14 protein-coding genes are annotated in these 26,707 nt (G+C 59.2%); 5 read left to right on the plus strand and 9 right to left on the minus strand.

Translation table 11 applies throughout. From position 1 onward, the window contains the following. Positions 1-27 precede the first annotated feature (27 nt). Both TERRO_RS14120 and TERRO_RS14125 read right to left on the minus strand, forming a co-directional pair. The gene (locus TERRO_RS14120) at positions 28-2,070 is read right to left on the minus strand and encodes a M56 family metallopeptidase (RefSeq protein WP_014786367.1); all 2,043 of its coding nucleotides are present in this window, start codon (positions 2,068-2,070) and stop codon (positions 28-30) included. Between the two features lie 16 nt (positions 2,071-2,086). Beyond that, positions 2,087-2,470, minus strand: coding sequence for a BlaI/MecI/CopY family transcriptional regulator (locus TERRO_RS14125; protein WP_014786368.1), 384 nt, complete (start codon positions 2,468-2,470; stop codon positions 2,087-2,089). Between the two features lie 267 nt (positions 2,471-2,737). Between TERRO_RS14125 and TERRO_RS14130 the strand changes: the two genes are divergently transcribed. The 5 genes from TERRO_RS14130 to TERRO_RS14150 all read left to right on the plus strand — a co-directional run bounded on the left by TERRO_RS14130 (position 2,738) and on the right by TERRO_RS14150 (position 13,843). Then, positions 2,738-3,544, plus strand: a complete 807-nt coding sequence (locus tag TERRO_RS14130; RefSeq protein WP_014786369.1) for an alpha/beta fold hydrolase — start codon at positions 2,738-2,740, stop codon at positions 3,542-3,544. Further along, positions 3,541-5,991: a sensor domain-containing protein gene (locus TERRO_RS14135; RefSeq protein WP_014786370.1), complete on the plus strand. Its 2,451-nt coding sequence runs from the start codon at positions 3,541-3,543 to the stop codon at positions 5,989-5,991. The genes TERRO_RS14130 and TERRO_RS14135 overlap by 4 nt, the downstream gene beginning before the upstream one ends. Before the next feature lie 110 nt (positions 5,992-6,101). Beyond that, a complete protein-coding gene (locus TERRO_RS14140; RefSeq protein ID WP_157178354.1) occupies positions 6,102-7,475 on the plus strand; it encodes a glucoamylase family protein in 1,374 nt (457 codons plus the stop codon). 109 nt (positions 7,476-7,584) lie between these two features. Beyond that, positions 7,585-9,402 (plus strand): ABC transporter ATP-binding protein, encoded by a 1,818-nt coding sequence (locus tag TERRO_RS14145; protein WP_014786372.1) that lies wholly within the window; start codon positions 7,585-7,587, stop codon positions 9,400-9,402. Positions 9,403-9,427: 25 nt separating this feature from the next. After that, entirely contained in the window at positions 9,428-13,843 is a 4,416-nt protein-coding gene (locus tag TERRO_RS14150; RefSeq protein WP_014786373.1) for a glucoamylase family protein, read from the plus strand. Positions 13,844-13,861: 18 nt separating this feature from the next. Here the strand turns inward: TERRO_RS14150 and TERRO_RS14155 are convergent, their stop codons facing one another. From TERRO_RS14155 to TERRO_RS14185, 7 genes are all read right to left on the minus strand, one after another. After that, positions 13,862-16,507: a hypothetical protein gene (locus TERRO_RS14155; RefSeq protein ID WP_014786374.1), complete on the minus strand. Its 2,646-nt coding sequence runs from the start codon at positions 16,505-16,507 to the stop codon at positions 13,862-13,864. A 130-nt stretch (positions 16,508-16,637) separates the two neighbouring features. Next, positions 16,638-17,882, minus strand: a complete 1,245-nt coding sequence (coaBC, locus tag TERRO_RS14160; protein ID WP_014786375.1) for a bifunctional phosphopantothenoylcysteine decarboxylase/phosphopantothenate--cysteine ligase CoaBC — start codon at positions 17,880-17,882, stop codon at positions 16,638-16,640. Beyond that, entirely contained in the window at positions 17,879-18,745 is an 867-nt protein-coding gene (gene panC / locus TERRO_RS14165) for a pantoate--beta-alanine ligase (protein WP_014786376.1), read from the minus strand. The genes coaBC and panC overlap by 4 nt, the downstream gene beginning before the upstream one ends. Next, positions 18,736-19,650: a 3-methyl-2-oxobutanoate hydroxymethyltransferase gene (panB, locus tag TERRO_RS14170; RefSeq protein WP_014786377.1), complete on the minus strand. Its 915-nt coding sequence runs from the start codon at positions 19,648-19,650 to the stop codon at positions 18,736-18,738. The genes panC and panB overlap by 10 nt, the downstream gene beginning before the upstream one ends. A gap of 108 nt (positions 19,651-19,758) precedes the next feature. Beyond that, positions 19,759-20,406: a Crp/Fnr family transcriptional regulator gene (locus tag TERRO_RS14175; protein ID WP_014786378.1), complete on the minus strand. Its 648-nt coding sequence runs from the start codon at positions 20,404-20,406 to the stop codon at positions 19,759-19,761. A 194-nt stretch (positions 20,407-20,600) separates the two neighbouring features. Then, complete coding sequence (locus TERRO_RS14180; protein WP_014786379.1) at positions 20,601-22,391, minus strand: Ig-like domain-containing protein; 1,791 nt, start codon at positions 22,389-22,391, stop codon at positions 20,601-20,603. Positions 22,392-22,515: 124 nt separating this feature from the next. Further along, the gene (locus TERRO_RS14185; protein ID WP_169315309.1) at positions 22,516-25,980 is read right to left on the minus strand and encodes an Ig-like domain-containing protein; all 3,465 of its coding nucleotides are present in this window, start codon (positions 25,978-25,980) and stop codon (positions 22,516-22,518) included. Positions 25,981-26,707: the final 727 nt, after the last annotated feature.

Consider the following 26,707-nt stretch of genomic DNA (forward strand, 5'->3'; position numbering starts at 1 on the left):
GACTCTTTAGGGACTTTGCTTGTGTGGTTAGTTCAGCAGGCCGGAGATCTTCAGCTTGGTGAGTTTGTCCAGGCTGGCGCTGTTGAAGCCGTTGGCCTTGGCCTTTGCGATGAAGTCTGCATCGATGTGGAAGGCCGTTGCCTGACGGATGGCGTGGCTGTCCGCGTCGGGGAAGGTCGACTTGAGCCACTTGGCGTATTCGGGCGTCATGCCCTGCGCACGCATGGAGATCAGCTCATGCGAGTTCATGCCGGAGAAGCCTGCCGCTGCCATGGACCGGGCGTACTCCGGTGTGACTCCGACGGACTTCATGCTGACGGCTTCGTGCAGATCCGCTGGAGGGATGCCACTTGCCTTCAGTGTTGCGATGTACTCAGGCGTTACGCCGACGGACTTCATGCTGACGACGTCATGCAGGGAGGGTTTGCCGAGGCCCAGCGACTCGAGTGACTTTGCGTAGTCCGGGGTGATGCCGAGTGACTTGACGGTGATTGCTTCGTGCAGGTTCGTTGGGGCAATCGCAGAGCCCTTGAGGCCGGCGAGATACTCCGGCGTGATGCCCATCGACTTGAGTGCGATGAGGTCGTGCAGCGAAGGTGTGCCAAGGCCTGTCTGCGCCATGCTCTTTGCGTACTCGGGTGTGACGCCGACGGAACGGAGCGCGACGATCTGCTTGAGGTCCTTATCCAGATCCAGCGGATAGCCGGCTTCGCGCATCCGCTGCAGATACTGGAGGCCGCCGCCCTGCTGTGCTGCGTCCGCAGAAGGTTGCGGATTCGGATTGGGTTGCGGGTTGGGATTGGGTTGCGGATTCGGATTCGGATTCGGGTTTGGTTGCGGGTTCGGGTTTGGGTTTGGGTTTGGCAACGGCTCTACGGGCGAGACTGGCGATGGCTGCGGTGCCACTGCAGCGATTGCAGCAGGCCGTGGTTCGGCTACGGGAGCGACGGCTGCTACCGGTGCCGCTACGGCGGTGTCAGCTAGCGTCGGCACTGCAGCAATCTGTTGGTGATCTGTCTTCAGGCCGTGGGCCAGGTGCGGTGCTGCGTAGAGTCCTGCAAGGATCATGCTGACTGCTGCCATGCGGATACCACTCATTGATTTCTGCTCCATCGCTTTTTCTCCCATCACTCTGCGGACTCGGTTCAGAAGCGTTCCACCATCGCCGTGCAGCGCCATGGCTAAGTTGAAGTGTTGTGCTCGCTGCTCTTCCAGGTTCAGCAGCGCCTCGGCGTACACGACGGGATCGGCGCATGCCTTCGCTGCAATCTCGTCGCAGCAGACCTCGCGGAAGTCGCGTGCCCGGTGACTGACCCACCACATGGCCGGCTGAAAGAAGAAGAGACATTCGACCGAGGTCTGCAGCAGGTTGCAGAGGTAATCCCAGCGGCCGACGTGGGCGAGTTCGTGCGCAAGCACCGCCTCCAGTTGCTCGGGCGTCAGGGACATCGCTGCGCTGAGCGGCATCAGCACCACCGTTCGCCAGATGCCGAAGACCATGGGCGAGACGGCTTCGTTTGAGACACGCAACACCACGCGGCGGCTGAGCCGGAAGCGCACCGAAAGGCTTTCGAAGCTGTCCCGCAGATGTTGCGGGATCTTCTCCTGGGCTCGCATGCGGAGACCGCGCAACTGCCACCAGCCACCGACGGCGCGGAGCGCGAAGACCAGCACGCCCGCGAGCCAGAGTGCATCCATCCAGGGCAGCAGCAGGCTGGCGTGTTCCGCGATCCATAGCTCACTGTTCCCCACTGCCGGTGCTGCCATCGGTAGCTGTTGCATCAGTGCGGCGTGCATGGTGCCCAGTTGCGAGACGGCGAACTGTTGCTGATTCTGTACCGTGTGTGCGACAAGCTGTTCCTGCTCGAGGAAGGTAGCCGCGGCGACGAGTGGCATCAATGCAAGCGCACCAAGAGCGATGCCGTAGCGCACGCTTGCGGCTGCGCGCGTGGTGCAGCGGTCGACGAGTGCGTAGACGATGGCGATGGCAGTGCTCTGCCAGCAGAAGTGCAGCAGCGTCCAGCCCAGCGCGACGACCTCGCCCGAATGAAACGCGTTCAGAACGCCCATCCCGTGCCTCCCTCTCTTAGGAACGCTTCTTTGCGATCAGCTTGCGAATTTCATCAAGCTCTTCTTCGCTTGCCTGCTCCATCTCCAACGCACGCAGTGCGAGCTGGCCGGCGCTGCCTGCGAAGAAGCGGTTGCTGAGTTCGCGCATGAAACGCTGCTCTGTTTCTTCTTTGGCGACGGCCGGGCGATAGACGTGCGCCCGCTCGGTTGCGTCGCGTGCCAGCAGTCCCTTGTCCAGCATGATCTGCATCAACTTCTGGACGCCGGTGTAGACGACCGGCCGGTGTTTGTTCACTTCCACAAACACGTCACGCACGGTGGCGGGGCCACGATCCCACAGAATGGAGAGTAGCTCCAATTCCCCCTCCGTCGGCTTCGGAATTTCATTCGAGTTCTTCATGAGCCTGACAATATCCGAAGGTCTTCGTAGGTGTCAACGAAAATCTTCGTACGATGATTGTCGGTGATATCGGCCAGGCGATTCACGAACAAGTCGTCTGCCCGGGGTGCGATCCTCCTTGACCGGGCTATCAGGCCCAACGCGATTACTGGACTGCGCCGCAAATTGAACAATTCGCATCATTTGCGCCCAATCTTGACACGTTCGGGGGAGTGCGGTTGCCGGTGGTGGAGCATAGGCTGAATTTGCAAAGAAGCGAAGGTTTCATTGAAAAAGGAAGCATCCATCACGGTCCAGAACAATGTGCACGAGACGGGAGCGGGAGAGCCGATCCTGTTTGCGCATGGGTATGGTTGCGACCAGCAGGTCTGGCGGTTCGTCACACCAGGGTTCTCGGACCACCGGACGATTCTCTTCGATCACGTCGGCGCCGGTGCATCCGATGCGGCAGCGTTCAATCGCTACAAGTACAGAAACCTTGACGGTTATGCCGATGACATTCTTACGCTGTGCGATGAACTGGAATTGGAAAAAGTCACGTTCGTGGGTCACTCCGTGAGTGCGATCGTCGGGATGCTTGCGGTGATCAAACGGCCTGAGATCTTCTCGCGACTGGTGATGGTTGCGCCGTCGCCCTGTTACATCAATCAGGCTGGTTACGTGGGTGGATTTACGCGGCCAGACATCGACGCGCTGCTGGAGCTGCTGGACACCAATCACCTTGGCTGGTCGGCGGCGATGGCACCCGTAATCATGGGCAACGCGGAACGGCCGGAGTTGAGCGACGAACTGGCTGGATCGTTCTGCCGGATGAATCCGACGATCGCACGGCATTTCGCACGGGTAACTTTCCTATCCAACAATCTGGAAGACCTGCCGAAGGTTGCGATCCCAACGCTGATTCTGCAGTGCGCTGACGACTCCATCGCGCCTGCCACTGTAGGCGAATACATGCATGGCGTGATGCCGGAAAGCCAGCTTGTAATGATGCAGGCAACTGGTCACTGCCCTCACCTTAGCGCCCCAAGGGAGACGATCGCCAAGATCCGATCCTTTCTGAATCAGGCTGTATGAGGGCCGTACCGAACGGTCTGACCCGCGAGGAAGCGGTTGCTCTCTATGAGGGTGCGCCCTGCGCTTACGTATCGACCGATCTGGACGGCAAACTACTTCGTGTGAACAACACCTTTGCCAAATGGCTGGGCCATAGCAAGGCAAGTCTGCTTTCGATGCGTCTGCAGGATGTGCTGACACCCGCCAGCAAGATTCTGTATGAGACGCACTACCGGCCGCTGCTGCAACTGCGGGGCGCGGTTAGCGATATCGCATTAGAGTTTGCGAGGTCCAGCGGAGATACGATGCCGGTCATCATGACGTCCGTGGTAAAGGACGCAATGCTGACGCAGGCCGCGCACGTGACGACCACATTTGTCGACATTACCGAGCGAAAGCACTATGAACGCGAGACGCTGGAGCTAAAGCGCAAAGCGGACAGCCTGGCGGATGTGGTGCGTTTTTCTGACCAGGCGATTCTCACGACTTCGTTCGACCTGTCCGTTGAGACCTGGAATGCTGCGGCGATTGCCCTCTTCGGTGACAGGCTCGATTACGGTACGCACCTTGAAGCATTGATGCCTGCAGAGAATGTGAAGCTCCTGCGGGCGGCCCTGGCTGCGTCTGCTCCCGTTACCTTCGAGATCACCGCCCCCCCAGACCAACTGTGGGAGGTGAAGGCCTATCCCGTGTCGGAGGGGCTTGCGGTTTTCTTTTCCGACATCACGAAGGAACGAACGTCGCAGCTGGAACTGCAACGAGCGAACGAACGATTCAGCCTGGCGACGATGGCGACGACAGAGGGCATATGGGATCTGGATTGCTGCAGCGGCAGCGTCTATTATTCAGGGCGTTTCCGTTCGATCCTGGGCCTGCCCGAAGAGGAGTTTACAGGCACCATGGCGGACTGGATGGAGCTTCTCCATCCGGCAGACGTGGAGCGCGCCCAGAACGCATGGCATGAGTTACAAGGGAACAACACGGCCACACTTGAAATCGAACTCCGACACCGGCATGAGGATGGATCGTGGCGCTGGATCCTGTGCCGCAGTCTTTGCCAACGAGACGAAACCGGAAAGCCGACGCGGCTGACCGGGTCGATCAGCGATATCACCGCTCGGAAGATTGTGGATCCGTTGACGAATCTGCATAACCGTTTGTCGCTGCTGGAGCAGTTGCAGTGGCGGATCGAGCGTGAGGAACATCACGATCGCTGCTATGCCCTGCTGTTCATCGATCTGGATCTGTTCAAGCGCATCAACGATAGCCTGGGGCATCTGAAGGGCGACGCCCTACTGGTAGAGGTCGGCCGGCGACTTGAGGAGACGGTTCAGATGGTGCCGGGCAGCATTGTCTCGCGGCTGGGTGGCGACGAGTTTGTGGTGCTGCTGGGCGATGTGACACATGAAGAAGATGCGCTTACGTACGCGTCCATGCTGGAGTATCTGCTTGAGGTTCCGATCGACTGCCATGGACAGGAGGTCTTCATCTCGGCAAGCATCGGCGTTGCGGTTGGGCACCCGGGGTCCTATACGAAGGCGGAGCAGGTGCTGGAGGACGCCGATGTCGCGATGTATGCAGCGAAGGCCAACGGCAAGGCACAGTCTGCCACCTTTACGCAGAAGATGCGTGCGCGGGCGACAACACGACTGGCCGATGAGGCCGACCTGCGAACGGCTGTTGCGGAGCATCAGTTTGAGCTGTACTACCAGCCAAGCGTGGACCTGAAATCTGGAGCGATCCTGGGTTTCGAGGCGCTGACTCGGTGGAACCATCCCACTCGGGGCCTTGTCTCACCGGCGTTTTTCATTCCGCTTGCGGAAGAGACGGGATTCGTCCTGCAGATGGGGCGGTGGGCGCTGGAGACAGCGATTCAGCAGTTGGCGGAGTGGCGACGTGACGGGTTGGTGCCGCCGACGGCGACGATGGCAGTAAATCTTTCGGCACGGCAGTTGAACGATTGCCATCTGGTCGGAAGTATTTGCGGTTTGCTGAAGGCCGCCGGTCTACCGTCAGAGTGTCTGGTGCTCGAGGTTACGGAGAGCATGCTGATGGATAATGCCGAGGGTGCAGTGGCAGCGCTGCAGGCCATTGCGAAGGAAGGGATCCGCCTGTACATGGACGACTTCGGGACGGGGTATTCCTCACTAAGCTATCTGCACCGTTATCCGTTTCAATGTCTGAAGATCGATCGGTCGTTCATCGAACGCATGGATGATGATCCGCAGAGCATCAAACTCGTTTCGGCAATCATGGCACTGGGCACTACGCTTGGTATGTCGGTGATTGCAGAGGGTATTGAGACGGAAGCGCAGCGCGGTCACCTGGTCCATATGGGATGCGAGCAGGCACAGGGCTTCCTGTTCTCGCCTGCGGTGCAGGCCCATGCGATTGTAAGAATGGTTTCGCAGGGTCCCTTCCCTTTTCCAGCGGACCGATCTGCTCTTGCACTGCCCGCCGTCGACTGATCGCGCGCTGAGGTCACCTTTCAGAAAATGTCGTGTGCACTTTTCAATAATGTGCGCGCAGAGACCAATCTGTGGAGACGTTACCTCAGTCCGAAGCATCTGTAGTTTGAGTGAACAGGCGGCAGGCTCTTCGGACAATCGGCAAACTCTCAGCGTCTGCGGCGTTTGCCGGGCCGTTGCTGGATGCGTCCGGTGAAGGCAAGGCTGCCAAGGGGCCCAAGCTTCAGCCGGAGCGGCGCACCCCGACGGCGCATAATCCCGTCGCCAATCAGCCCACGAACTTTGATCCGGAGAGCACGCGGCTGCTGGAAGAGTTGCGGGAGCGTGCCTCTCACTTCTTTCTGGAGCAGGCCGATCCTTCAACCGGCCTCGTCTACGATCGCGCGCGTGCCGACGGCAGCGCAACGTTGCGAACGCAACCGCTGGCGTCGATCGCGGCGACGGGCTTCGGTCTGAGCGCATTATCAATCGCGATTTCCCACGGGTATCTGCCGGAGGATCAGTGCGCACAGCGGATTATGCTGACGCTGCAGGTTGCCGCGAACAAGATACCGCACAAAAATGGCTTCCTGCCGCACTATCTGAATGCACGCACGTTCGAGGTGCTCAGTCCGCAGGAGTTTTCCTCGATCGATACTTCGCTCTTCCTTGCGGGTGCGCTGCACGCCGCGCGTGGGATGAATTCGGCGCGCGCCGATGCTCTGGTGAAAAAGATTTATGACCGCGTGGATTGGCGATGGATGACCAATCACGAGGAGACGCTCACCATGGGCTGGGAACCCGGGCGGGGCTTCCAGACGGTGCGTTGGAACTCCTATTCGGAATGCCTGCTGATGTATCTGCTGGCGATCGGTTCCTCAACACACCCCATTCCCGCGTCGAGCTGGGACGCGGTCACACGCAATACCTATGACTTCGGCGGCATCCGGTTCATCTCGAGCTTTGGCGCGCTGTTCATCCATCAGTACCCGCACATCTGGCTCGATCTTCGTTCGACGCGCGACCACTACGCGAACTATTTTCAGAATTCGATTGCGGCGATGCGTGCCCATAAAACGTGGTGCATGCTACAGCACGGTCGATTTGACTGGGTGGATGAGCGGATTTGGGGATTTTCCGCGTCGGACAATCCTCGCGGGTCTTACTCCGCGTGGGGTGCACCCCCCGTTGTGGGCGACTGGGATGGGACTTTGAGCCCGCATGCCGCGGCTGGCGGTTTGGTTCTTCTGCCTGAGGAGTGTATCGTCGCCCTCAAGACGTTTCGCACACTCTATCCCCGCTCCTGGGAGAGATACGGGTTTGTGAATGCGTTCAACCCCGGCAGCCCCGATGGTGGATGGTACGATCCCGACATTATCTCGATTGATCTTGGCCTTGGCATGTTGATGGTGGAGAACCTTCTCACCGGCAGTGTCTGGGCAGCTTGCCGGCAGATCCCCGAGCTGGCACGATCCATGAAAGCTGTCGGATTTATTCCGGCGTAAGGCTCACTGGTCGAGTCTGCGGGGATTGATTTCACTTCCCACGCGGTCAGTTGCGCAAAACCCGCATCCAACCTTTCAATCTCATCAACAGCGGAGTGCACTGGTCGCAATGACAGAAGACACAGACACAGGGCAGCCTTGGCGCGAGCGCATTGTCGCGTTACGCAACGTCCCCCTTGTCCTTAAGATCCTTTGGGAATCAAGTCACACGGCGGTCATCTGGGGCGTACTGCTCCGCATCGTCGTTGCTGTGCTGCCCTTTGCTGCGGCAAAGATCGTGCAGTACATCATTAATGACATTGCCGAACGCGTACACGGCAAAGCTCTCGATCCCCTCTTCTGGTACTGGGTTGGCGGCGAAATCGGCCTGAACGTCGCCATCGGTCTGCTGATGCGGGCAATCGACTACAGCGACTCGATCCTGGCGAACAGCTATACGCACTACGCTTCCGTAAAGGTGATGGAACAGGCGGCCCGGCTTGACCTGACCACCTACGAGAACCCCGCCTTCTATGACAGGCTCGAACGCGCACGCGTCCAAGCAACCGATCGACTCGTGATGATTCAGCAGATCGGACGGCTGATGCAGCAGTCCATCACGACGCTCGTCTTCTCGGTTGCGCTGATGTTTGCCTCCCCGTGGCTGGTGCTGCTGATGCTCGTCGGCGTGCTGCCGTCCTTCCTGGGTGAGACGCACTTCGCCTTCCTCGGCTATGCGAAGAACTTCCGCCAGACACCGGCGAAGCGGCAGATGGATTATCTGCGAACCGTTGCAGGTAGCCGCGATGGTGCGAAGGAGATCAAGCTCTTCGGCCTGAGTGCCTACTTCACATCCCGCTTCCAGGCGCTGGCAAGCCAGATCTTCCGTGAAGACATGGCGCTGTCGCGCAAGAAGCTGATGCTGGGTGGCCTGCTCGGCATTATCAGCACCATGGGCTATTACAGCGCCTACCTGTTCGTCATCATGCGCACCATCCATGGCGACTACAGCATTGGTTACTTCACCTTCCTGACGGCCTCGATCCAGCAGGCTAACTCGAATCTGCAGCAGGTATTCTCCACTGCATCCGGTATCGCGGATCAGGCGCTCTTCCTGACGGATCTGATTGAGTTCTTCAAGATGGAGCCAACGGTCTTCTCGAAGCCGGACGGCCTGTCCGCGCCGCGGCCGATCCGTGAGGGCTTTGAGTTTCGCAATGTGTCCTTCACTTATCCGGGAACCAATCGCACGGTGTTGAAGAACTTCACGTTCACGCTGAAGCCTGGCGAGCGTGTTGCACTGATTGGTGAGAACGGGCAGGGCAAGACGACCATCGTCAAGCTGATCACACGCCTCTATGACCCCACCGAAGGCCAGATCCTGCTGGATGGGAAGGACCTGCGTGAGTACCGTCTGGACGATCTGCACCGCGAGATCGGTGTGATCTTTCAGGACTTCATGCGTTACGAGATGACTGCGCGGGAGAACATCGCCGTCGGTCGCATCGATCATGAGAACCAGCAGGATGATATTGAAGATGCTGCTCACCGGAGCCTGGCAGATACCGTAATTGCAAAGCTCGGAGGCGGTTACGACCAGATACTTGGGCGTCGTTTCGAGGGCGGTGTTGAGCTCTCAGGCGGTGAGTGGCAACGTGTCGCGCTTGCACGTGCCTACCTGCGCAATGCTCAGTTGCTGATCCTGGACGAGCCGACTGCCGCGCTGGACGCACGCAGCGAGCTTGAAGTCTTCGAACGCTTCGCTGAGTTAACGCAAGGCAAGATGGCACTACTGATTTCGCATCGCTTTTCGACGGTCCGTATGGCGGATCGCATTGTTGTCCTTGGTGGAGGACGCCTGATCGAGGAAGGCAGTCATGCCGAACTTATGAATCGGGCTGGAGTGTATGCCGAGATGTTCGAGCTGCAGGCAGCGAGTTATCGCTGACAACCATGGATCGAGAGAGATTGTGATGCCGGAAGTGCAGGGCGAGGCCCCTTTTCATCAACCTGAGTTTATTGCCGAGACACATGAGACCGCCGGCATCCCGGAGGAGCCGAGCGTGTCGGAAGACGCGTTTCGCCTTACGGCCAGCGAGCTGGTCTCTGCGTGGCAGGGTGCGGGAAAGCTGGAGAAGACAGGTGCGGACATCGGTCACCGCATGCAGAAGCTGCAGACGCGGCTGACCTCTCGTCTGGCAGAGTGCAAGAAGATCGCAACGCCGAATGTGTTGACGCCGCAGCTTGAGCTGCTGGAAAGCACGCGTATGCTGCAGAACGTGCTGGAAGGCGCGCGGGATGAAGAGAAGCCCTTCCGCCAGTTGACCGCAATGGACACGCGCGAGGGCGATCGTGTGCCACGCGTGATGCGCGTAACAGAAGAGTATCTCGACACGGCCGGTGGCATCTGGTCGATGGAATCTCTCGCAGTCTTTCTGCGCGCTGTGCAGGAGCGGGAAGCGTTGCACCTGAGTGAGATCCGCTCGCTCCCGGTCTTTCTCAAACTCGCGCAGCTTGAGTTCATTCTTGACCGGGCCGACGAGACGTTCGCCAAAGAAGTTCCGCCGATCGAAGCTTCCCCCTTCTCTGCCCCGCTGCATTCGCTTCGCAGGCTGAATCAGTTTGAATGGCCGGAAGCGCTCGAACAATTTGTCGCCTTCTCCTCCGTACTAGCTGGTGATCCGGACGGCGTGTTTCCAAGAATGGAAGAGGAGACCCGCGGACGTTACATGACGCGCGTATCGCAGTTAGCCAAGCATTCACGCCTGTCTGAGTACGACGTCGCGCTGACCGCCATCGAGCTTTCAATCAAGGCGTACGAAGAATCAGGTGAGGATCCGCGGTTAGTCCGTAGACGGTCGCATGTTGGGTATTACCTCTTCGAAGAGGGCCTGCCCAATCTCTCCGCCAGGATCGGATACCACGCACCGTTGCGAGAACATCTGCGCCTTGGCATGAAGCGCTACGCCGACGATGTTTACATCGTGAGTATCTTCTTCCTCACAGCGCTCACTGTTGCGGCACTTACACTGCCGCTGGTCCCCCACCATGCATTTCAGTGGACGATGACCGCGCTGTTTCTTGCGCTGCTGCCTGTGACGCAGGGCGCCATCGACATCGTCAACAACATCGTGACGTCGCTGCTGGAACCGCAGCCGCTGCCGAAGCTGGACTACACCACTGGCATCCCGCAGTCTGAGAGCACCTTCGTAGTGGTACCGACGCTGCTGCTCAGTGAAGTGCAGGTGCTGGAACTGTTTGAGGAGCTTGAGGCACGATGGCTCGCAAACACCGATCCCCATCTGCACTTTGGCCTATTGACCGACCTGCCGGATTCAGTAACACGTCCTCTCTCGGAAGATAGAAACGATCTGGTCGATCTTGCGGTTCGATTGACCGATGAGTTGAACGCGAAGTACTCCCATGAGGGTGGTGGTGCGTTCCTGCTGCTGCATCGTCATCGCGTCTTCAACCAGCGCCAGGGCGCATGGATGGGTTGGGAGCGTAAGCGCGGCAAGCTGCTGGATCTGAACAAGCTGCTCTTCGGCGAGTTCGATAGTTTCCCTGTCAAGGCGGGGCCTACCCATCTGCTGCGCGAAATTCGTTACGTCATCACGCTGGATTCCGACACGCAGTTACCGAAGAACACGGCCGCTCGCATGGTCGGCACGATGGCGCATCCCCTGAATCAGGGCATCGTCGATCCACAGCTACGCGTTGTGACGAAGGGTTACGGAATCCTTCAGCCTCGTGTTGCAGTCAGCGTCGCTTCGGCTTCGCGCTCACGGCTAGCGGCTATCTATTCCGGTGAGACTGGCTTCGATATCTATACGCGCGCTGTCAGTGATGTGTACCAGGACTTGTTCGGCGAAGGTATCTTCACGGGTAAGGGCATCTACGAAGCAGGGATCCTGCACGAGGTGTTGAACAAGCGCTTTCCGCAGGATGTGTTGTTGTCCCACGACCTGATCGAAGGCGCCTACGCGCGAGCCGGTCTGGTCACGGATATTGAAGTTGTCGACGATTACCCGTCGCACTATTCCGCCTACAACCGGCGAAAACACCGCTGGGTACGCGGCGATTGGCAGATTGCACGATGGCTGCGCAACCGTGTCCCGGATGAGTCGAACAGGCTGGGTGCGAATCCGATCAGCCTCATCTCACAGTGGAAGATACTCGACAACCTGCGACGCAGCCTAGTGGAGCCAATCACATTCCTCCTGATCGTATGCGGTTGGCTTCTGCTGCCCGGCGGTCCGAAATATTGGACCATTGCGACGCTCGTATTGATCCTGTTCCCTGTCGTCGTGCAGTTAGTATTTAAGTTGCTGCGCGCTGCGGTGAATACAAGCTGGGATGGGTGTGTCGATGCGGTAGAGACCTTCTATCGCTCGCTTGGATTTCAATTACTGAACCTCGCATTCCTCCCGCACCAGACGATGCTGTCCGTGGACGCCATCGTCCGATCGTTAGTGCGCACCATGGTCACCGGCAGAAAGCTGCTGGAGTGGGAGACCGCGGCACAGGCAGAGACGGTGCGGACACGCAGCGCCCTGGATGTTTACCTGCAAGCTTCACCGTTGCTTGCGTTCGCCATCGGCGGCTTGATTGCCCTGCGGGAGCCGGGCAATCTGCGTTGGACAGCACCCATCCTCTTCCTCTGGATCATCGCTCCATTCGTAACGGGATGGCTAAACTCGCCGCCGCGAAAGCTGGAAGGTCCGCTGGATGCCTCTGACCGGAGATTCGTGCAGAAGCATGCGCTCTTGATCTGGCGCTTCTTCGCGGAGTTCGGTGGTGAGGAAAACCATTGGCTGATTCCGGACAACGTGGAAGAGCAGAATCTTCACCAGGTGCATACTCTCTCACCGACGAACCTGGGTATGTTACTCAATGCGCGACAGGCCGCGCTGACGCTGGGGTTCATCTCACTGCCGGAGTTCACGCGCGCCACGCTGGGCACGCTGGACACTTACTCTCGGTTAGAGAAAGTGAACGGCCATATCTATAACTGGATCGACATCCAGACGCTCGAGGCGAAGCCGCCATTCACCATCTCGACGGTCGATAGCGGCAACCTGCTGGCCAGCTTCTATGCCCTGCACGGTGGCGTGCTGGACACGATGAAGAAGCCTTTCCTTACGGAAGATCCGTTCGTGGCGCTGCACGCAATGATGCAGGCTGAGGGTGGTTCCCTGCCCTCTGATCTGCGCGGTGCGGTGAAGTGGCTCTTCCATCTGGATCCCGTACGACCGAACGGCGACTGGATGATGGAAGAGGCTGAGCGCCGACGAGTCGCACTGCGAATCTACGTGGAGCAATACCTACCATGGCTGCTGCCTCGCTTTGAGCCGCTACTGTCTTTGGATCATTTCCGGCATCCGGAAAACGATGTCATTCCCACCTTGAACTGCGCAGTGGACTATATCCGTGCCTGCGCCCAAAGGATCGACGGGTTCGCTCGTGCCGCAACTGGCAGCGATGAAGAGCTGACACTGGAACTCCGCACGTTGCTCTCAACCGCCGAGGCAAACGCGGTCAACCTTCTATCGCAGATGACAGCGATATCGGAGCTGAGCGAACGCTATGCCAACGAAATGCACTTCGGATTTCTGTTGGTCAAGGCGCGTCAACTGCTCTCAATCGGTTATGACGGCAAGACGCAGGAACTACACTCGGCTTGCTACGACCTGCTCGCGTCCGAGGCTCGAATCGCAACCTTCCTCGCGATTGCAAAGGGCGATGTTCCGCAGCGAGTGTGGTTCCGTCTGGGTCGCGCACATGTGCTGGTTAAGGGCCGCGCAACGTTGTTGTCGTGGACCGGAACCATGTTTGAATACCTGATGCCGACGCTTTGGATGCGGCACTACCATGACACGTTGATGTCGCGGGCGATCGACTCTGCCGTCGTGATCCAGCGAAATCATGTGAAGCGCATTCCGTGGGGCATCTCAGAGAGCGGCATGGCGCGCAAGGATGCTGCAGGTCGCTTCGGGTATCAGGCCTACGGCATTCCGTCGCTGGCGTTAAAGTACGGAGCGGAAGACGGCCCGGTGATCTCGCCTTACTCGACGTTTCTTGCTTTGCCGTTCCTGCGACAGGGTGCCATTAAGAATCTGCGCAAGATGGAGAAGATGGGCTGGGTCGGAAGCCACGGCTTCTTCGAGGCAGCCGACTTTACCTCTGGCAATAAGCAGCCTGAGTTAGTACGAAGCTGGATGGCTCATCACCACGGCATGTCGCTGCTTGCAGCAACGAATCTGCTGTCAAAGAACGCAGTGCAAAGCTGGTTCCATGCAAACCCACGCGTGCGCGCTGCAGAGCTTCTTCTGCACGAACGCCCATTGGGCCGCGCTGCTCTTCGCAAACTCGAGAAGACCACCGCCTAACAAGCGGTGGCCAGCCACCTACGGATTGGCCGGGGCAGCGGACTTGTCTGCTGGTGCGGGCACAGGTGTCACCGGTGCTGGGGTTTGCGGGACTGCCGGTGCCGGTGTCGCCGACGCGGGCGTCTCGGGAGCAGCCGGTGCTGGAGTCGGCGGAGGAACTGGTACGGCAGCTTCGGGTGCAGCAGCGGGCTTGGGCATCGGCGTAGGCAGTGTGATCGATGCTACGGATGCGGGGTCGTCGCGCAGCTTCAGATAAAGCGTCGTGCCGTCTGCGGGAGCCGGCGCGGTGAAGCTTGCGTCGGAGAATCCGGTGGGCACATCGGCCGGCTTGCTGAACTCTTTGTCTCCACTGAACGACTGCACCAGGAAGAGGCTCTTGCCGTCGAGCTTGCAGGTGTTGGTGGGCGCCGGCGTGCACTGGATCGCAGTGATCTGCGGCACACGCACCAGCGTGCCGAGTGGAGCCCATTCCCCCGTAGTGCCATCGCCTGCAACCGGACGCATCTGCAGCTTGCCAAAGGCCGAGGGCCCGAAGGCCTTGAGCGGTTCAATCGTCGCAATAGCCGTGTGATCGTCCTGCAGGACAAGGTGTGCGTCCGCGAGTGACAGCATCGTCTTCGCTGCGCCATTCACTGTTGCGACTTCGATCTTCTCAGCGTGGTCGAAGGCATCGCGTGTCTGTATGACAAAGTTCAGTGTGCCCTGCAGCGCGATCTGATCCTTACCGCTGAGCGTTACCGGGATCGTGCCCTCTCCCTGCAAGGGCGTCGCCTTCATGGACAGCAGCGTCAACGTGGGACGGGCCGCGGCAAGCGAAACCTTCACCGGCATGGTGCGACCGTCCTTCAGCTTCGCGGTCGCCTCGGTACCGTCCTTGGGCGAGACACCAGCCTTGCCTTCCAGGTTGAGCAGCTTGTCTGTGTTGCCGCTGGCAGCGGGCGTGAAAGCCTGATCGGCAATCTGCACGGACGCGATGTTATTTACACCGTCGCCGGTGAGTGTGGCGATCTTATCGCCAGCGTGGATCGTCACGGCTTCGAGACGGATGTCCCCGGCGTACGCGACCAGTGGAACCTTGTCCGGCGTCGGTGCGCCGAACTGTTGCACGACAAGCGAGTAGTCGCCGGCCTTTGTCTGCTTTGCCGGGACGTTGAGGTCAAGGGTGTCCTTGCCTCTGTCGCCCTCAGCAGGCTTAAAGCTTACGTCGACGTCCTTGTCCTTACCGGTCGTGAGCGCAATCTTCTGAATGCAAGCGGTGCCGTTTCCTTGCAACGACAGGTGTGACTCCTGGCCTGCGATGACCTGTGTGTTGCCGACCACCTTCCAGTTCTTGCCATCGACCTGCTGCAGCGTCAATGTTGGTCCATCGAAGGAGTCGAAGCCCCACAATCCACGCACGGTGCCTGTTACGGTCAAGTCTGTCGCGGCGGCCGGCTTTGCTTCCGCTTTGCTCGGCTCACTGGCAGTTGCGTTGAGCTTGATGTCGTTGAGAGGTTTGCGACCTCCATCATCTTTCACGACGACCAGGCCACCTTCAAAGGCATCCGGCTTCAGCGGCAGATCCGTTGGTGCGCCGGTCCGATTCAGGTGCAGCATAAGGTCATGCGCATAGCTGGTGGAGTAAACAAGCGGCGCGCCATCCAGCAGCAACGTCAGGTTGGGCTGCAGCAGGCACGCCACCTGATTCGCTGCATGCGCATGTAGCGGCGGCGGGACTGCCTTCTGGATCGCCGGCAACCCGACGACCATTACAGACTTCGGATTCACGAAGGACGGCGGAGAATTCAGCTTGAGGTTAAGCGTCTCCGCATCCGGAAAACTAAGTGCGGGAATGTACTGGTATTGCGCGGTGTGCAACGTGCTCACCAGATGCACAAGGTCGACGACCGCGCCCACATACGCGGAGTACACACCGGCACCTGCAGCCTGCGTTGCAGAGGCCGCATTGACAAAGTCAGACGACGGCCCAGTCGAGAGCGCTTCCGCTACGGTCTGCCCGTGTCCATCGCTCAGGATCAGCGGAGCGCTCGTCACTGTCAGGCAGTTCAACTGCTGTTCCACCGGCTGTTTGTAGCAGTCAGCATTCGGCTTCAGCGCAAGCGTCGATGCAAGCTTCGCAGAACGCTCCTGCACAGCCTTGGGATCGTTCGCAGGAACGTTCTTCATCGCAGCAAGATAGCGATCGGTGCGTTGCTGCTCAAAGGACGCCTGGTTCAGATCCGAGTCCGCGCGGATGAACTGCCCGGGCTTGCCCTTCACGGCAGAGCGCAATGTCTCGAAGTCGCCACCGGTCTCAGGCGCTATGAAAAGGAGCGCCTGCTCCGCGCCCTCGGGCACCTCGACCGTTGTCCCCTCTGCGGACTTCTTATCCCAGGTCTCAATCTTCGTGAACCACTTGTCCGGCGGCTCGTTGGTAGTGCCACGCAGAAAGGCAACAATCAGCAGTAAGTGGTTCGACTGAGTGGGCGGCAGGTTCGCCTTGACCCATAACTTATCGCCCGTCATCAGGTTTGGCACCTGGCTGATCGGGAGCGTCTTCCCCCCGCGTGTCACACGCACACTGATCTTCGGCCCAGCCAGATCAAATCGTGCTGCGTCGTCTGCGTGAAGGGCGAGTGGAGCAACAGCAGCGAGAGCGCAAGCAGTGGTACGCAGAAGTTTCATCACTTGCGTTGGACGCAATCGACTGAAGGCGTGTTGCGGGCCGTAGGTAAGAAACGGCAAGAAATGACGTAATACCCACTTACAGCGACGCCACTCTACCGCGAAGGTTGTAGGCACACTGTCGGCGTGACTACTTTGCAGAACCCGCGAGTTCTGCTTTCCCTCGTAACTGTCGAGCGATGGACGTTGCGGAGTTGAGAATTCGCTCTGCCATTTCCCGTTTGGTGGAGAGAGGAATCACCTGCTGCCCTGCCTCAAAGATCAGCGTGCCAGCATTGTGATCGGCATCAAAACCACTGCCTGCCCGCGAGACGTCATTCGCAACAATCAGATCGGCACCCTTTTCGCGAAGCTTGCGTCTTCCCTCTTCAACAACGTGCTCTGTCTCCGCAGCGAAGCCAACGACAACGGTGCCCGCACGGCGTTGCTGAACGATCTGTCGAAGTATGTCCGGGGTCCGCGTCAGTTCGAGCGTGAGCGTCTCGGTCTTCTTGATCTTCTGCGCAGACGGTGACAGCACCTGGTAGTCCGAAACAGCAGCAGCCATAATGACCATAGATGCTCGCGGCAGCTCTGCGAGCGCTGTCTGCTCCATCTGCGCGCCTGTGGTCACGCGGATGTGAGTGCAGCCGGCGGGCACCGGCAGCGTCGTCGATGCGCTGATGAGAATCACTTCGGCTCCGCGTGCGCGTGCCGCCGCAGCGAGCGCGAATCCCATCTTGCCGCTGGAGCGATTGCCGATGAAGCGCACCGCATCGATCGGCTCGCGCGTACCGCCCGCCGTGATGAGTACTGTCTCTCCCATCAGATCCGTTCCCTGTTGTGCGATCTGGAAGACGCGATTCGCGATCTCAATCGGCTCTGCCAGCCTGCCAGCACCCATCATGCCGCATGCAAGTTCACCGCTGCCCGGTTCGATGATCTGCACATTGCGCTGGCGCAGTGTTTCCAGGTTTGCCTGTGTCGCAGGATGCGCCCACATGTTGCTGTTCATTGCGGGCGCAATCACGATCGGAAGCGTTGTCGCGAGAGAGACAGCAGAGAGAAGGTCGTTCGCAAAGCCGTGAGCCAGCGTTGCGATGAAGTTGGCTGTGGCCGGTGCGATCACCAGCACGTCTGCATCCTGCCCAACGTGAATGTGCTCAATGTCGAAGGTGCCTGACTCGTCTGCAGCAACATCACTGTTGATTGGCTGCCACAACGATGTCATCACCTGGTTGCCGCTGAGCGCCGCGAAGGTAAGCGGAGTCACGAAGCGCTCGGCGTTCGCCGTCATGATGACCTGCACGGTCGCGCCGCCACGTCGAAATTCGCGGGTCAGCTCTGCTGCCTTATACGCTGCAATACCGCCACACACGCCCAGCAGGATCTTCATGCGCGCGATCCTTCCACAACTACGAGAGCGTTATCAATCAGCCGTGTCGTGCCCACCCACGCAGCTACCGCTACCAGCGCCTGTTCCGGTAGTTCCGTCACGCTCTCCAGTGTGTCCGGATTCACAATCTCGGCGTAGTCAACGCGCAACGCACTGGAACGAGTCAGCTCTGCGATCAACGTCTCACGCAGGTCTACGATACTGCGCTCTCCGCCTGCGATGGCGCTCTCAACCGCACGAAGCGATCGCGAAAGAGCCAGAGCTTCCGTGCGCTCTGCACCTGTCAAATATCGATTCCTCGAACTCATCGCAAGGCCATCCGCCTCGCGGACCGTAGGACAGACGACGAGTTCCAGGTCGAAATTAAGATCACGCACCATCGCGCGAAGCACTGCGACCTGGGCTGCGTCCTTCTGACCGAAGAAGGCGCAGTCCGGCTGCACAATTTGAAAGAGCTTGCAGACGACCGTCGCGACGCCACGGAAGTGTCCCTCGCGCGAAGCGCCATCAAGCCGCGCGCCGATCACCGGCACATCGACCAGCGTCTGCATCGGCGTCGGATACATCTCGTCCGGACTGGGCGCGAAGAGGATGTCAACGCCCGACTTCTCAAGCAGCAGGCGGTCCTGATCGAACGTTCGCGGATAGCGTGTGAAGTCTTCATTGGGTCCAAACTGCAGCGGGTTCACGAAGATCGTCGCAACGGTGCGATCACACGACGAACGAGATGCACGTATCAGTGAGAGGTGCCCCTCGTGCAATGCACCCATCGTCGGCACTAATCCAATTGTCCGTTGCGTCGATCCTCGCTGATAGATCCTTGCTGCGGAACGCATCTCGCTGGGCGAGGTGATCAGGCGCATGAGACAGCGACCTCCTTGGTTTCTGTAACTGTGCTCTCTACGGCGAGCGAGACTCCGCTGGGCATGTGATAGCTCTCTGCGTCATTCGGAAAGCTTCGTCCGGTCACTGCATCGCGAAAGCTCTGTAGACCTTGCTCCATCAATTCGCGCACATCGCCGAAGCTCCGCACAAATTTGGCCTGCTTCGTGAACGAGAGTGAGAAGAGATCATGGAAGACCAGGATCTGCCCATCGCACTCCGGGCCTGCTCCAATGCCAATGGTCGGGATCGTCAACAGTCCGGTGATCTGCTCCGCCAGCTCACGTGGAATGCCTTCCAGAACGAGCGCGATCGCGCCTGCATCTTCAAGAGCCAAAGCATCGTCACGCAACTGCGCCGCTGCAGCCTCTGACCGGCCCTGCACGCGGTAGCCGCCCATGCGATACAGCGACTGCGGCGTCAGTCCGATGTGGCCCACCACGGGTATCTCCGCCTCAGTAAGTGCGCGCACACGCGACGCCTGCGAGGCTCCGCCTTCAAGCTTCACGGCTTCGCTCCCCGCTTCCTTTACGAAACGTAGAGCGTTGCGCAGTGTCTCTTCGACCGAGACCTGGTAGCTGCCAAAGGGCATGTCCACTACGAGCATGGCCCGCCGCGTTCCACGCCGCACAGCGCGCGCGTGATGCAGCATATCTTCCATCGTGACGCTCAGCGTATTGTCATACCCGAGCACCGCCATACCCAGCGAATCACCTACGAGGAGCAGGTCGATACCGGCCTCGTCGACGAGACGAGCCGTAGGGTAGTCATACGCAGTCAGTGCTGTGATGGGGGTGCGGGCTTGCTTGCTTTGCAGCAGCGTTTGAGGGGTGACCTTTGCCACACCCATGGGACGCACGGCGTCCCGAACTTCCGTCATACTCATCGTCTTCTCCAGTGCCACTCCGGCGTGAAGCCGGATGCAGCCCGTCTAGGAGAGTATAGACAAATTCAACGAAGAGTGACGTGCCGCGGTGGCCCGCATGCACTCGACCTACTCATGCAGGACGACGTTCAACAGCGACTTATGCACGGTGATGCGACCGTCATATTCGATGAAACCAAGCTTGCGAAAACGATTCATGAAGAAGCTGACGCGTGAGCGCGTCGTTCCAACCATCTCAGCCAGCGTCTCCTGCGTAATCTGTGGGATCAGCATCTCCTGCTCATCTGGCTTGCCGAACTCTGCCATCAGTAGCAGGATTCGCGCCAGGCGTTTTTCGCTTGAGTTGAAGAGATGGTCTACCAGATCCGCCTGGGTACGCATGCTTCGAATCAGCAGAAGCGCCAGGAACTTATCCGACAGTGTCGGCTGCTCATGCAACGCGCGGATCATCTCCTGCCGTTGAATCTTCATCACCGTGCAGGAACTCAACGCGGTCGCGGTTGCCAGGCGACGCCCCGGGATCGAGACGAGTGACTCTTCGCCGATAAACTCCTGCGCACCAATCAGGGTAACCGTTGCTTCCTTACCCGCAGTGGAAACAACGGTGATCTTGATGCGGCCATGCTGCACATAGAAGATGCTGTCGGCCGCATCTCCCTGCGTGAAGAAAGGCTGCCCTGTCTTGAATTGCAACAGCTTCCTGCCGACACCCGCAGTCGCCAGAAATGAATCGGCATCGAAAACCAAAGTGGCCATTGCAGTAGTCCCCTCGAACCGTGGAACTCCAGCACGTGGCGTCGCGAGACGTCGACAAAAAGTCGGCGCACACTGTCCGAGACTGACCGCTGTGTTGTATCTGGAGAGAGAAGCAGGGCGGTTGGGCATCTCTGTGCGTTCCGCCCTGCCATTCCATCGATTTGATTCTCGCTACCGAATGCTGGTTGCTTACACTATCGACGCGCCTTCCGCAACATCTTGCGCTGTCCAGGACGCTGCTCACTCAGCAGTGTCATGGAGTCAGACGCGTTGAACGGATACTGACGGACCGAGTGCTGGTTTGTTGTGCTAAGGGTCACGTCGACCCGGCGATTGCTGGCAAGGATGACCGTCTTCATGTTCTGCAGCAAGCGATTCCGCGCATCTTCGCTCAGCTCCGGTGTGCGAGTGATCGCCTCGCGAACCTGTGCGTCGCTCAGGTTCTGCTGATCGCCGCGCGCCTTCACTTCGATACTCTCCGCACCAACGCCATGCTCCACAAGATACTGCTTGGTCAACCCGACACGCAGTTCGGAGAGCTTCTGGTTGTACTCTGCAGATCCTCTCGGATCGGCATGGCCTTCCAGAATCAGCTTCGCCTGCGGCTCAGTCTTCAGATACTGGCTGAAGTCTGCTGCAAGTGAAAGCAGTGTCTTATGCTGACTTGGCAGCAAACCACGCTCCGGCTTCGCAACCGTGGGCTCTGCCGTTGGGAAGTAAACGCTGCGCAGCGAAAGCCGCTCCTCCAGCTTCACAAACTCCGGCGAGCGCTGCGCGCTGAAGTTCACCGAGCAGTCCGATGTGCCTCCACGTCCATCCGTGACACGCACGCCCACTGAGTATCCGGCGTTGCCTGCAGGACTTGTCTGCAAAGTCACGGCCGGTCCATCGCCGCGCAACATGCCTGCGTTCGTCGTCCACGTGTACTGCAGCGGATCGCCGTCCGCATCGGTGGCGTTTGCCATCAGGTGCGCAGTCTGTCCCGCCTCCAGGACGTGCTCTGCAATCGAGCAGGTCAGCATCGGCGAATGATTTGGCGCCATGGCGATCATCACTTCTGCAGAGCAGTCGGAGGATCCTCCACGGCCGTCATCCACCTTCACATTGATGGTGTGCGAGCCAACTGCACCACCGGCCAGATCCCACTGCACGTCGGAACCTGTGCCCTGGACCTGTCCGTCACCGGCCATCCATGCATAGCGCAGCGGATCATTGTCAGCATCCAGCGCCTTTGCATGAACGGAAACAATCGAACTGCCACCGGCGTAGATGACCGGCTTATCGACCGAACAGACCGACACCGGTGCGCGATTCGCCATGGCCACGGCAGCATGGCCGCCAAAACGGAAGACCAGGCCGGCAGACAGGCGCAGATCGTTTTGCATACGACGGTTGCCAGTCGTGGTGTCCGCAAAACGAGTCATCAGGTACTCTGCCTGCACAGCGCGCAGAGCGACGTGCTTCGAGAGCTTCACATCCAGGCCACCACCGGCCGTCATCGCAAAGGTGCCCTGCTCCGGAATTGCCGTGCAGGCCGTGGTGCAATTCTTCAGCGTGACTGCCGTCGCATAGGCGCCACCGGCCAATACCTGCGCAAACGGTGTAAAGCGCTCATGCGCACGATACGAGAAGCGCGGTCCGAAGAGGAAAGTGTAGACCGAACCCGACGAGTCCACGATGCGCGTCGGCACAGCGCCCGGGCCAGACAAACGCAGCTCGGAATCACGATACCCGGCAAAGTCTGTGACCAGTCCGAAGTAACGGTTTACGTTATAAGCGATCGAAGCATTGCCGCCGTTGAGCATCACCAGGCGGTTTCCATCGGCAAGCGTCGGTGCAGCACGCAGGTGGGAGTAACCGATAAACAATTCAGACTTTGGGTAGTCCTTCTTATCCTTGTCCTGGATCTGCGCAAAAGAAGCTGCGGGTAAAACAATACCGGCGGCGAGTGCTAAGCCTGCCGAAACTTGAAATTTGTAATTCATGCTGTGTCTCCTGGACTGCACGTTGCAACGGTCGTCAATCAATTCACTGCTTCGTTCCGAGGGGGCGGGAAGACTGCCAGGTGCGTACGGCTGCCGAAGCTTCAGCAGCCGTCGCACCCGGCCGTTACGGAGCAGGGACGTTGATGACGGTGTTGACGAGGGTGACCGGCCCGGTAAGTACCAGAGCTCTGCCGTTGATGGTGGTAACTGCCGCAACACCTGCCGTCGAGACCGACACGCCGGACTGCGAGATCACCGTACCGCTCAAGGTGCCTCCGCCGACAATGCCGTTGATCGTTGCTGCTGTTCCCACCTGCCAGAACACGTTCTTGGCCTGTGCTCCGTTGACAAGCAACACGCTTCGCGGCGTCTGTGGCGTACCCACGGTGAACGTCGTCGACATCTGGAAGACCCAGAACGCATTCGGGTCGCCCTTGGCATCCAGGGTCAGATCACCCTGCGTGATGCCGTAGCTACCCGGTGCGGAAGCGTAGATACCAGGTGCCAGTGTGCGGTTGCCAAGTTCGCCGGCAGATCCACCACCGCAACCCGCGCAAACCGAAACATCCAGTCCGTTGGGAAAGGCGACCAAGGCGTCATAGGCTGTCTTCGCATCCAGTGCGGCCTGCGCGGCAACTGCTGCCGTGATGGCCGTACCTTCATTCGGGCAGCCCACAGTGGGTGGCGGTGCCGACGTTACGATGCTGCCATTCACCAGACCTACGTTCAGCGGAGTCTCCGTGTAGATGCAGTTCGGAGTGTTGTCATGGAAGCCAGTGATCAGTGTGGAGACACCGGTCGTGCCGATGTTTCCGTTGATGACCGTCAGCGTTCCATCGTTCGTCATACCCGCGCCGCCACCGAAACCACCGAAGAGCGATGCGGTTCCCAGGTTGACCGGCGGTACGACAACAACAGCGCTGGTTGAGAAGTTCCATGGATTCGCGAGTGTGCCCGCGGCCAGTGAGTTCCCTGCCAGATCCTTCGCACCAGTCGTGACCGTAGCGACGTAGGACGTACCCGCAGTCAGCGGAGCCGAAGGTGTCAGCGTTGCGATGAAGGTCACCGCGTTGTAAGCAACTGTGCCTGCAACGTTGGTCCCGCCACCCGTAGCAACAGTGAACGTGGCTGTCGTGATGGTCAGCGGATCCATCGCTTCACTGAAGGTTGCGCTGATCGCCTGCGAGAGCGGCACGGCCGTTGCGCCGTTTGCAGGATTGGTCAGCGTGACGGTGGGCGCCGTCGTGTCAGGCGCTGCGCCTGTCGTGAACGTCCACACATAGTTTGCAGCGAGTGTGTTGCCGGCAAGGTCCGTTACACCCGTCGTGATGGTCGCCGTGAACAGTGTTCCCGGAGTCAGCGCAGCGGTCGGTGTAAACGTGGCCGTGTTGCCCACCGCAGCGTACGTCACCAGACCGGCGACCGGCGTGATGCCAGGACCCGTAACTGTGAACGTGGTTGCTGTGAACTTCGTCGGATCCATCGCTTCACTGAAGACAGCGCTGATCGCCTGGTTGAAGGGCACGTTCGTCGCACCGTTCGCGGGAATCGTTGAGATCACCGTCGGTTTCGTCGTGTCCGGAGCCGCACCCGTTGTGAAGGTCCAGGTGTAGTTGTTTACCAGCGCCACACCCAGAAGGTCCTTTGCTCCTGTGGTGATCGTCCCGACATACGTCGTGCTGGCAGCAAGAGCAGCCGTTGGCGCGAAGGTAGCCGTCGATCCGGTAGCAACATAAGTCACCGTACCGGCAACAGCAACACCACCCGGTGCAGTCACCGTGAACGTCGTTTCGTCGATCGTCGCCGAATTCATCGCCTCACTGAACGTCGCAGTCACCTGCTGGTTGAATGGGACACCGGCTGCCTTGTTCGCAGGGCTCGTTGAGATAATCGTGGGCGGCGTTGGCGCCGGCACAGTGCGGAAGCTCCAGACATAGTTCCCACCAAGCGCTGTTCCCGTTGTGTCCTGGGCGCCAGTCGTGATGGTCGCTACGTACGTCGCGCTGGGCAGCAGGGCCGCCGATGGCGCAAACGTCGCTGTGTTGGTCCCCGACGCATACGCAACCGTTCCCGCCACAGCAACACCAGAAGGACCGGTAACTGTGAAGGTGGTCGCAGTAAGCGTTGCAGCATTCATCGGTTTGCTGAATACCGCGCTCAACGTCTGCGTCAACGGCACGCCAGTAGCGTTGTTCACCGGCACGGTCGAAACCACAACCGGCGGTACAGCACCGGCAACCGTCGTGAACGTCCACGCATAGTTGCTTGCCAAGGCAGTACCCGCCACGTTCTGTGCGCCCGTCGTGATGGTGGCAACATACGTGGTGTTTACAGCAAGCGCAGCGGTCGGCGTGAAGCTGGCCACAATACCGGAGTAACTAACAGCACCGGAGACCGATGTTCCGCCGGGAGCGGTCAACAGGAAGGTAGTGTTGTTAATCGTTGCGGCATTCATCGCAGTACTGAACGTCGCCGACAGCACCTGTGCCACCGGTACACCAGCAGCATTGTTCGCAGGAACCGTGGAGAGAACCGTGGGCGCTACCGGCGGTGTCGCCGCAGCCGCCGTCGTGAACGACCACGTGTAGTTATTCGCAAGCGCCGCACCCGCAGTGCTCTGTGCACCGGTCGTGATCGTCGCCACATACGTTGTGTTGGTTGCAAGAGCAGCCGACGGCGTGAACGTTGCAATCACACCCGCGTAGCCAACGGTTCCAGCAACTGCGGCTCCACCGGGAGCCGCAAGACGGAACGTCGTCGTGTTAATCGTCGTGGGATTCATCGTTGTGCTGAACGTTGCCGCCAGCGTCGCTCCGGTCGCCACGTTCGCAGCACCATTCGCAGGAACCGTCGTGAGAACCGTCGGTGCAACGGGCGGTGTCGGCGTAGCTGCCGTAGTAAACGACCACGTGTAGTTGCCGGTAAGCGGAGCGCCCGCAGTGCTCTGTGCGCCAGTGGTGATGGTCGCCACATAGGTCGTGCTGGTCGCCAGCGCCGCAGAAGGTGTGAAGGTCGCACTGAGACCGGCATATCCAACGGTTCCAGCCACTGCAACTCCACCAGGAGCTGCAACGCGGAACGTCGTCGCATTGATCGTCGCGGGATTCATCGCGGTGCTGAACGTAGCCGACAGGCTCGAGCCAGTGGGGACATTCGCAGCGCCATTCAACGGGCTCGTCAGCGTCACCACGGGGCTCACAGGCGCGATCGTCGCGGCCGTCGTGAACGTCCAAACATAGTCCGCAAGCAGCGAGTTCGCCGGGCTAGCGGTATCTGTCACGCCGCTCGTAATCGTCGCCGTGTAGGTCGTGCTCGTTGCAAGGTTTGCGGAAGGTATGAAGGTAGCGGTGTTAGTGCCCGCCGTGTAAGACACAGCGCCTGCAACAGCGACGCCGCCCGGACCAGCTACGCGGAAGGTCGTTCCGCTGATCGAGGCCGATGCCATTGCCTTGCTAAAGGTTGCGGTGAGTGGTGAACTCACTGCGACACCCGTGGCGCCCTGCGCCGGAGTCACAGCTATCACGGTTGGGCGGGTGCTGTCAGGAACAAAGACAGTCTCTTGCCCGCAACCAATTACAAACAGCATCATGAAGACCGCTGTAAGTATGGCAATGCTATTCCTACACTTATTCATATTGACCTCGAGCCCGCCGAAGCTGTGCCTGGATAAACTCATCTGGCGCATGGGGGACGGCTCTTACCTATCTCAGGAACTTAAAGAACTCGAGGAAGTCGATCTGTGCACTTTTGATCAGTCTTGATTAATTCTTTTGCGGGCATCGAATGACTTTGAAACTAGTCGTCACGGCCTATCGGGCTTGAATCCGAAACAATCCATGACGGCGTGGCGAGCCCGACCTCAGGCTACCTACACGCACGAAAGTCAGTATCCATAGGACTTTCGACTCATGCGCTGCATAGTGAGCCGACTGCGCCACCGCGCAGTCCGAGCGCCGCAAATCCTGCGCTTTCCTGGCGAACCAAACCCCAAACTTATCCCGAAATACTGTGACGCAGGGTGCGAACAATAGTGTTATCCAGATAACACGAAAGGGTTATTGATAACAGATCGCCATCTGCGCATTGCTGAATAATCCTTGTTATGGAACGGCAGTAACAGCGCAACCATCCCGTTCTAAAAACATCGAATTAATTCCGACAATAGCGCCCGTGTGAGCAAACCGATACAGCATTCACTTTCAAACACGGCGATCCTCAACGGATGGCACACACAGGCCTAAGTAGCCGCTGTGTGCCATCCGCGGTTCCCGACTTATACCGCTATGGGTGCACTGAAGGTTTGCGGTACGGAAGAA

This window comes from Terriglobus roseus DSM 18391 (assembly GCF_000265425.1).
Taxonomy (GTDB): Bacteria; Acidobacteriota; Terriglobia; order Terriglobales; family Acidobacteriaceae; genus Terriglobus; species Terriglobus roseus.